Source organism: Polaromonas sp. P3_C2 (assembly GCF_056402675.1).
Window position 1 is genome coordinate 1 of record NZ_JBFUGX010000170.1, and the last position, 7,257, is coordinate 7,257.

The following is a 7,257-nucleotide window of genomic DNA, read 5'->3' on the forward strand; positions in this document are numbered from 1 at the left end:
GCTTGCGAATGCTCCACACCACCCACAGCGTCACGGCCACACCGATGGCCAGCGACAACACCAGCAACAGCAGGCCGCTTAGGAAAATCTTCCGTTCGGCCCGGTCAATGAAGGCCTGGATGGTGGCCATCGGCTTGGCGACGGTCAGCACGCCGATGATTTTGCCGTCCTGCTGCACCGGCGCGGCGACGTACATTACGGAGCTGCGGTCGTCCTGCTGCACTTCACGGGTGGCGCGCGCGCCGTACTCGCCGCGCAGCGTGCGGGCCACATCGCGCCAGCGCGAATAATCCTGGCCGGTCGCCACGTTCTCCGAGTCAAACACCACCTTGCCGGCGGCGTCGGTCACGTACACCCGGAAGTCCAGCGATTGCTTGGCCAGGCCCCAGATCTGCGCGTCAATCGGCCGCTGCGCGTAGTTGCGCACATGGCCGGCGAAGCGCCCGTTGGCGATGGCGCCGGCCGACAGGTCGTCGCTGGCCAGTTCGGCGAGGATGTTGGCGGTGTCCACCATCATGTCTTCCATGACCTCCCGCACGCTGGGCTTGACCTCTGCCATGAAGACACGCAGCACAAAAAAAGCAGCAAGGCCCGTGACCAGAAAAAAACCGAACAGCAGCCGTATGCCCAGGCGCATGTCAGCTGCCTTTGGTGCGATTGATATCCAGGGAGTAACCCATGCCACGGTGTGTGACGATGTAGTCATGCTCCGGCGCTGCTTCCTGCAGCTTCGCACGCAGGGTTTTGATGTGGGTGTCTACGGTGCGGTCTGTGCTGTCCGAATCCGTGCCCCAGACCGCAGTGAGCAACTCATCACGCGAACGGATGCGTTCGCGGTGACGCAGCAGCTCGGCCAACAGGCCGAATTCGCGGCGCGTCAGGTTGAGTGGAAGGCCATGCAGGTTTGCGCGTTGGCCCGCGGTGTCAATCACGAAAGGACTGGCGCCAGCCGGCGCCGCTGCAGGGGCAGGCATGCGCGCGCGCCTGAGCAGGCTGCGCACGCGCGCCAGCAACTCGCGCGGACTGAAGGGTTTGCTCACATAGTCGTCGGCGCCCAGTTCCAGCCCGAGCACACGGTCGATCTCCTCGCCCTGCGCGCTCAGCATCAGCACCGGCAGGCTGCCGGCGGCGCGCAGTTCGCGGCAYAGATCGAAACCGCTGCCATCGGGCAAGCCGACATCCAGGATCACGGCGTCGGGCAGCTGCAGCGCAAGCTGGCGGCGCGCATCGCCCAGCAGCAGGCTGTGTGTCACGGTGAGGCCGTCGCGCTCCAGTGTGTAGATGATGGACCGGGCAATCGCCGGGTCGTCTTCAACAAGAAGAATGCGCGCGCCGGCCATCAGCTTCTCAGGATAGGGAAGAGTTTTCCTAGACCACCGGCCATCACCTCGACCGCCAACGCGGCCAGGATCAGACCCATCAAACGTGTCATGACGTTGATACCGGTTTTTCCCAGCACGCGGGCAATCGGCTCGGCCAGCGAAAAGCTGATGGCAGTCACCAGCGCAATCACCACACCGTAGCCGACCAGCGCGGCAACCTGCAAGGCCGTCTGGGCCTTCTCTGCGTAAATCACCACGGTCGACATGGTGGCCGGGCCGGTCAGCAGCGGAATGGTGAGCGGCACCACCGCGATGCTGGCGCCGCGCGCAGCCTTCTCGGCGCCGTCTTCCATTTCATTGGTCAGGGGTTTGGCTTCGGCCGGTTGCGCATTCAGCATGTTCATCGAGCTGATCAGCAGCAGCATGCCGCCGCCGACCTGGAAGCTCGCCAGCGAGATACTGAAGAAGTCGAGGATCTGCAGGCCCAACAGCGCGCTGATGGCGATAACGACAAAAGCCGAAAAGGCTGCCACCAGGATGGTGCGGCGGCGCTGCTCGTCGGAGAAGCCCTGCGTGTAGTGGATAAAAAACGGCACGATGGCCAGCGGGTTGACGATGGCCAGCAGCGTGACAAGCGGTTTGAAATCCATCGTTTTTCCTTAGAGGCAATTCAAGTGGCAAGCCCAAAAGCGGGCTAGCCAGCACATTCCAGCCGGGGCCGCGGAACCGGCTTCGCCGGGCCGCAGGCGCAGCGCCCCCTCGGGGGGCAGCGCATTACGCGAAGCGAAAAGCGTGGGGGCACTACCTCCCTCCGGCGACGTCGAGCAGTGCACCTGTTGTATAGCTCGCATTGTCGCCGAGCAGCCAGACAATCGACTCCGCCACTTCGCCAGCGGTACCCGGCCGCTGCATCGGCACCAGCGGCGCCAGTTCACGGGCCCGGTCGGGCAAGCCGCCCGAAGCGTGAATGTCGGTGTCGATGATGCCCGGGCGCACGCCGTTCACACGAATGCCTTCGGTGGCCACTTCCTTGGCCAGCCCGACCGTGAAGGTGTCGATGGCGCCCTTGGCGGCTGCGTAGTCCACATACTGGCCGGGCCCGCCCAGCCGCGCTGCGGCGCTCGAGACGTTGACGATGGCGCCGCCCGCACCGCCGTAGCGCGTGCTCATGCGTTTGACGGCTTCGCGTGCGCAGAGGAACGAGCCGAACACATTGATCTCGAACATGCGCCGCACCCTTTCCAGCGTCATGGCGTCAACGCGGCTGGTGYGGTCCACCACGCCGGCATTGTTGACGAGGCCGTCCAGCCGGCCGAGCTTGGCATCCACTTTTTCAAACATGGCCAGCACCTGCGCCTCGTCGGCCACGTCGGCCTGAACCGTGATGCCCTGGCCGCCGCCCTGGCGGATCTGCCGCACCACTTCGTCGGCTGCCAGCGAGTTGCTGGTGTAGTTGACGGCCACCGCCCAACCCTGGCGCGCCGCGAGCAGGGCGCATGCGGCGCCTATGCCGCGCGAGCCGCCTGTGATCAAAACAACTTTTGACAAACCGGACCTCCTGCAGAAAATGGCAATCCCGGGTAAAAACGGGGATTGCATCGGGTCAATGTACTTGAACAGGCCCCCAAAACCGGAGACGATCATGAGCACCGTTGTGGATTATTACTTTACGCCGCAAAGCCCATGGACTTATCTGGGCCACGAACGCTTTGCGCAGATCGCCCGCGCAGCGGGCGCTACCGTGAATGTGCTGCCTATCGATCTGGGCGGCAAGGTGTTTCCCATCTCGGGCGGGTTGCCGCTGGGGCAGCGTGCGCCGCAGCGCCAGGCCTACCGCCTGCTGGAATTGCAGCGCTATTCAGACTACCTGCATGCGCCGCTGAACCTCAAGCCCAAATATTTCCCGGTGTCGGGTGATGAGGCCTCGCGCCTTATCATCGCCGTGGACCTGCATGACGGCAGCGAAGCCGCGATGAAAATCGGCGGCGCGATCTTCAGCGCCGTGTGGGTGCGCGAGCGCCACATCGCCGACGAAAAAGTGCTGGCCGAACTGCTCGCCGAATGCGGCTTGCCGGCCGGGCGGCTGGAGCAATCCTTCAGCCAGGCAGTGCAGGAGCGCTACGAAGCCAATACCCAGCAGGCGATCGACGCCGGCGTGTTCGGTGCGCCCAGTTATGTCATCGACGGCGAACTGTTCTGGGGGCAGGACCGGCTCGATTTCGTGGAGCGAAAGCTTAAGGCCGGGGCATAAACCGCTGGCCGTTTCCCCTCCAGTTTCCCTTCATCCACACCGATCAACCAATTCAACGGAGCATCCATCTCATGGGCCAATTCACCAACCTCACCGCCGCCGACGGCTTCGTCGTGCCGGCTTATGTGGCGAAACCGGAAGGCAAGCCGCGCGGCGGCATCGTTGTTGTGCAGGAAATTTTCGGCGTCAACTCGCACATCCGCGGCGTGACGGACCGCTTTGCGGCGGAAGGCTACCTGGCAGTGGCGCCCGCCACGTTCGAGCGTGTCAAGCCTGGCGTCGACATGGGTTACAGCGAGGCGGACATGAAGATCGGCTTCGAGCTGAAAACCGCTGTCAGCGCGCTGCCGGGCGCCGGTGTGCTGCAAGACATCCAGGCGGCGATTGACCACGCGGCCAGGGCCGGTGGCGGCAAGGTCGGCATCATCGGGTTTTGCTGGGGCGGTCTCTTGACCTGGCGTGCGGCCTGCCTGCTCAAGGGCTTGTCCGCAGCCGTTCCCTACTACGGCGGCGGCATCACGGCCGAGGAGGAAATCGCGCGCCAGCCGAAATGTCCGGTCATGGCCCATTTCGGTGACCAGGACCACTGGATCCCGATGGAAGGCGTTGAAGCCTTCCGCAAGGCGCACCCGGAAGTCGAGGTGCATGTGTACCAGGCCAACCACGGCTTCAACTGCGACCAGCGCGGCTCCTACAACGAAGCGGCGGCGAAGCTGGYACGCGAACGTTCGCTGGCGTTCCTTGCCGCCAAACTGGCCTGACCGTGCGCCCTGTCTCCGGATTCAAGCCTTTTCGGGTTGCAGCCCTTTGCGGATGTGCGCGAGCAGCTATTATTTTGATAGCGTTTTCGGCGACTGCCCGAGCGGCCGACTACGCCGGTCCGTTGTTTGACACGCACCTGCATTACAACGAAGAGGCCTGGAACGGAAACAGCGGTCCACACTCGCCAGCTGATGTTCTTGCGCGCATGAAGCGCAACGGCGTCAAAGCCATCGTCGCCAACTCCCGGCCCAACGACGGCACGAAGTCGCTGGCTGCCATGCCGGAAACGCGCAAGACCGGCGTTACCGTGGTCCCGTTTATCCGCCTGTACCGTAACCGCGCTGACTATGACAACTGGTTTCGCGACGAATCCATTTACGAAATGGTGGAAGCCGAGTTTGCGCGTGGCGTCACGGGCGACCAGGCGGGGCCTTACAAGGGCATCGGTGAATTTCATTTGTACGACAGCGCCAATGCCAGCGGACCCGTGGCCAAAAAGCTCATGCAGTTCGCTGCGAAGAACAAGCTGGCCGTGCTCTCGCACGTAGACGACACGGCGATCGACTTGTTGATGGCCCACGCACCGGATGCGCGGCTCATCTGGGCGCACACCGGCATAGGCGGCGCACCGGTGGCACGTGTTGATGCGCTGCTGGGCAAATACCCGCAGTTGATGGGTGAGCTGTCCTATCGCCCCGGCCTGACCTGCGAAGGCGGAAAGCTGTGTGCGGAGTGGCGCACGCTGCTGCTCAAGTACCCAGGCCGCTTCATGATCGGTTCCGACACCTGGGTCAACCAGCGCTGGTTGTATTACGACGAACTCATGAAGGGCTACCGCACCTGGCTGGGCGATTTGCCAGCCGATGTGGCCCGCAAGATCGCCTGGAGCAATGCGGCCGGTATCTTCGGTCTGTAAAATCCACCCCCGTCCAGGCTCACTGCGTGTAGCCTGTTCCCCCTCGAGGGGGCGGCGCCTGCGGTCTGGCAAAGCCAGTCCCGCGGCACCTTGCTTGCAGATGCGGGGAGAAGCGTGGGGCACAATATTCAGATGTACTTTCTGCACTTCTCTCCCAGTTCCGCCGCCATGGCGCCCCACATCCTGCTCCAGGAACTGGGCGTGCCGTTCGAAAAAGTCCTCGTCGACACCAGCACCGGCGCGCACCGGTCGGAGGCTTACCGCAAGCTCAACCCCAATGGCCTGATCCCGACGCTGGTCGACGGTGACCTGGTGCTGTATGAAACCGCCGCGATCTGCCTGCACCTGTGCGATACGCATCCCGAGGCCGGTCTGGCCCCAGCCRTCGGCACCACCGAACGCGCGCATTTCTACAAATGGTTGATCTGGTTGACCAACACCATGCAGTCGGCGCTGATCATTTATTTCTACACCGACCGCTGGATGAACCCTGGCAACGACCCCGGCGTAGCCGAGTTGAAGTCGCACGCCGAAGCCAAAGTCGGCCTGATGCTGGACCAGCTGGACGCGGAGCTGGCAAGGCTGGAGAAAATCCATGACCAACCCTGGCTGTTGGGTGCGGCGTATTCGGCCGTGGATATCTATGCGCTGACGCTGTGCCGCTGGACGCGCAACTTTGCGTCGTCGCCGGCACGCAACCGGCCCCACCTCGGCCCCTACCTGCAGCGTGCGCTGGCGCGGCCTGCCGTGATCAAAGCCTTCCACGCCGAAGGGCTGGCCCAGCCTTGGGTCTGAGTCTCTAAGCTTTCGCCGCAGATGGGTTGTCGCGCTGCGCCTGCTCGATCTGGGCGACCAGCTTTTCGGGGTCGGTGTTTTCCTTGAGGATGGGAATGTCCGGGTCGCCCTCGATGTTGGCGCCTACCTTTTTGGCGATGCGCTCCAGGATCTGGATCATCTTGGTGTTTTCCTGCTCGGTCAACAGGTTGATCTGCAGGTCAAGCTGGTTGCGCCGGTCACTGATGCGCAATTCATAGTTCTGGCTGATCAGGATAAAAGACGAGAGGAAGATGGCTTCCAGTGACACCATCAATGTGAGGAAGGTGAAGGGGTAGGGGTCGAAATGCGCCAGCCCCGGCCATGAATTGAAGCTGATCCAGAACGCAAACGCAGCCACGTGCATCCAGACAAAAGGCATGGAGCCGCAAAAGCCGGCGACAAAGGCGGCGATGCGGTCAGCCCGGCTGCGGTTGGCCAGTGCCGTTTCTTCCACGCGCCGCATGGCTTCGACATTTTCGCGCGTCAGGTCATCGGCGCAGGTTGTATGGCCGTTCAGCGCCTTCTTGCCGGCTTGATTGCTCATGGGACATCCTTTTCGGGGTGCTGCTACCCACTCCTGCAGGTCAGCTTCGTGCCAGCTTGCCGGTGAGGAGAAGCGCGTCGGGCACTGCAGCGCCGTTGGCCGTATTGTCAAAGATGCACCAGACGCCGGCGTCGGACGCCGCCGCAAGCTCAAGCCGGACGGCAAGCGTATCCAGCACATCGGGTGCATAGGCCGAGTAGTACATCTTCGGCGACCCATGCAGCCGCACATAGACCAGGCCGGGATGTCCACCCGGCTGGGCGGCTGTGTCAAACAGAACCGGGTCGGCCAGGACGCGGGCTATTTTCATGGCCTTGAGCAAGCCGTCGGCCGCTGGTGTGAACCAGCTGACATGGCGCGGCTCCAGCGCAACGCCGCCGGCATGGCGTTGCCGCAGTGCGGTGAGGAAGCTTGTGGCCGTTGCTGGATCAAAAGCCAGGCTGGGCGGCAGCTGCACCAGCAGGCAACCGAGTTTGTCGCCCAGGCAGCGGACCTGTGCCAGGAAAGTATCCAGGAGGGCATCGCAGCGGCGCAGCCGTTGTTCGTGCGTGATGGCTTTGGGCAGTTTGACGGAAAAGCGGAAATGCGCCGGTACCGTGGCCGCCCACCGCGCATAGGTGGCCGGCTGGTGCGGGCGGTAGAAGGA

Annotated in this window: 10 protein-coding genes; 4 read left to right on the forward strand and 6 right to left on the reverse strand. The window is 63.3% G+C overall.

All coding sequences use genetic code 11. The features are described from left to right. From AC1DWI_RS09305 to AC1DWI_RS09320, 4 genes are all read right to left on the reverse strand, one after another. Positions 1–637: cache domain-containing protein (locus AC1DWI_RS09305; protein WP_477724723.1), on the reverse strand; the 637-nt coding region annotated here is incomplete at its 3' end. Position 638: 1 nt separating this feature from the next. After that, on the reverse strand, positions 639–1,340 hold the full coding sequence (gene creB / locus AC1DWI_RS09310; protein ID WP_477670236.1) for a two-component system response regulator CreB: 702 nt from the start codon (positions 1,338–1,340) through the stop codon (positions 639–641). After that, positions 1,340–1,972: a MarC family protein gene (locus AC1DWI_RS09315; RefSeq protein WP_457281681.1), complete on the reverse strand. Its 633-nt coding sequence runs from the start codon at positions 1,970–1,972 to the stop codon at positions 1,340–1,342. The genes creB and AC1DWI_RS09315 overlap by 1 nt, the downstream gene beginning before the upstream one ends. 151 nt (positions 1,973–2,123) lie before the next feature. Further along, positions 2,124–2,870: an SDR family oxidoreductase gene (locus AC1DWI_RS09320; protein ID WP_477724724.1), complete on the reverse strand. Its 747-nt coding sequence runs from the start codon at positions 2,868–2,870 to the stop codon at positions 2,124–2,126. A gap of 94 nt (positions 2,871–2,964) precedes the next feature. Here AC1DWI_RS09320 and AC1DWI_RS09325 point away from each other — a divergent pair, with 94 nt between their 5' ends. From AC1DWI_RS09325 to AC1DWI_RS09340, 4 genes are all read left to right on the forward strand, one after another. After that, positions 2,965–3,573, forward strand: a complete 609-nt coding sequence (locus tag AC1DWI_RS09325) for a DsbA family protein (protein WP_477670234.1) — start codon at positions 2,965–2,967, stop codon at positions 3,571–3,573. A gap of 71 nt (positions 3,574–3,644) precedes the next feature. Next, entirely contained in the window at positions 3,645–4,334 is a 690-nt protein-coding gene (locus tag AC1DWI_RS09330; protein WP_477724725.1) for a dienelactone hydrolase family protein, read from the forward strand. 68 nt (positions 4,335–4,402) lie between these two features. Then, on the forward strand, positions 4,403–5,251 hold the full coding sequence (locus AC1DWI_RS09335; protein ID WP_477670736.1) for an amidohydrolase family protein: 849 nt from the start codon (positions 4,403–4,405) through the stop codon (positions 5,249–5,251). A gap of 132 nt (positions 5,252–5,383) precedes the next feature. Then, entirely contained in the window at positions 5,384–6,046 is a 663-nt protein-coding gene (locus tag AC1DWI_RS09340) for a glutathione S-transferase family protein (RefSeq protein ID WP_477724726.1), read from the forward strand. Between the two features lie 4 nt (positions 6,047–6,050). Here the strand turns inward: AC1DWI_RS09340 and AC1DWI_RS09345 are convergent, their stop codons facing one another. Together AC1DWI_RS09345 and AC1DWI_RS09350 are read right to left on the reverse strand one after the other, a co-directional pair. After that, positions 6,051–6,611 carry a DUF1003 domain-containing protein gene (locus AC1DWI_RS09345; protein WP_477670231.1) on the reverse strand — a complete coding sequence of 187 codons (561 nt, stop codon included), beginning with the start codon at positions 6,609–6,611 and terminating at the stop codon, positions 6,051–6,053. 40 nt (positions 6,612–6,651) lie between these two features. Beyond that, positions 6,652–7,257, reverse strand: a 606-nt coding sequence (locus AC1DWI_RS09350; RefSeq protein ID WP_477724727.1) for a DUF72 domain-containing protein, incomplete at its 5' end; no start/stop codon positions are given.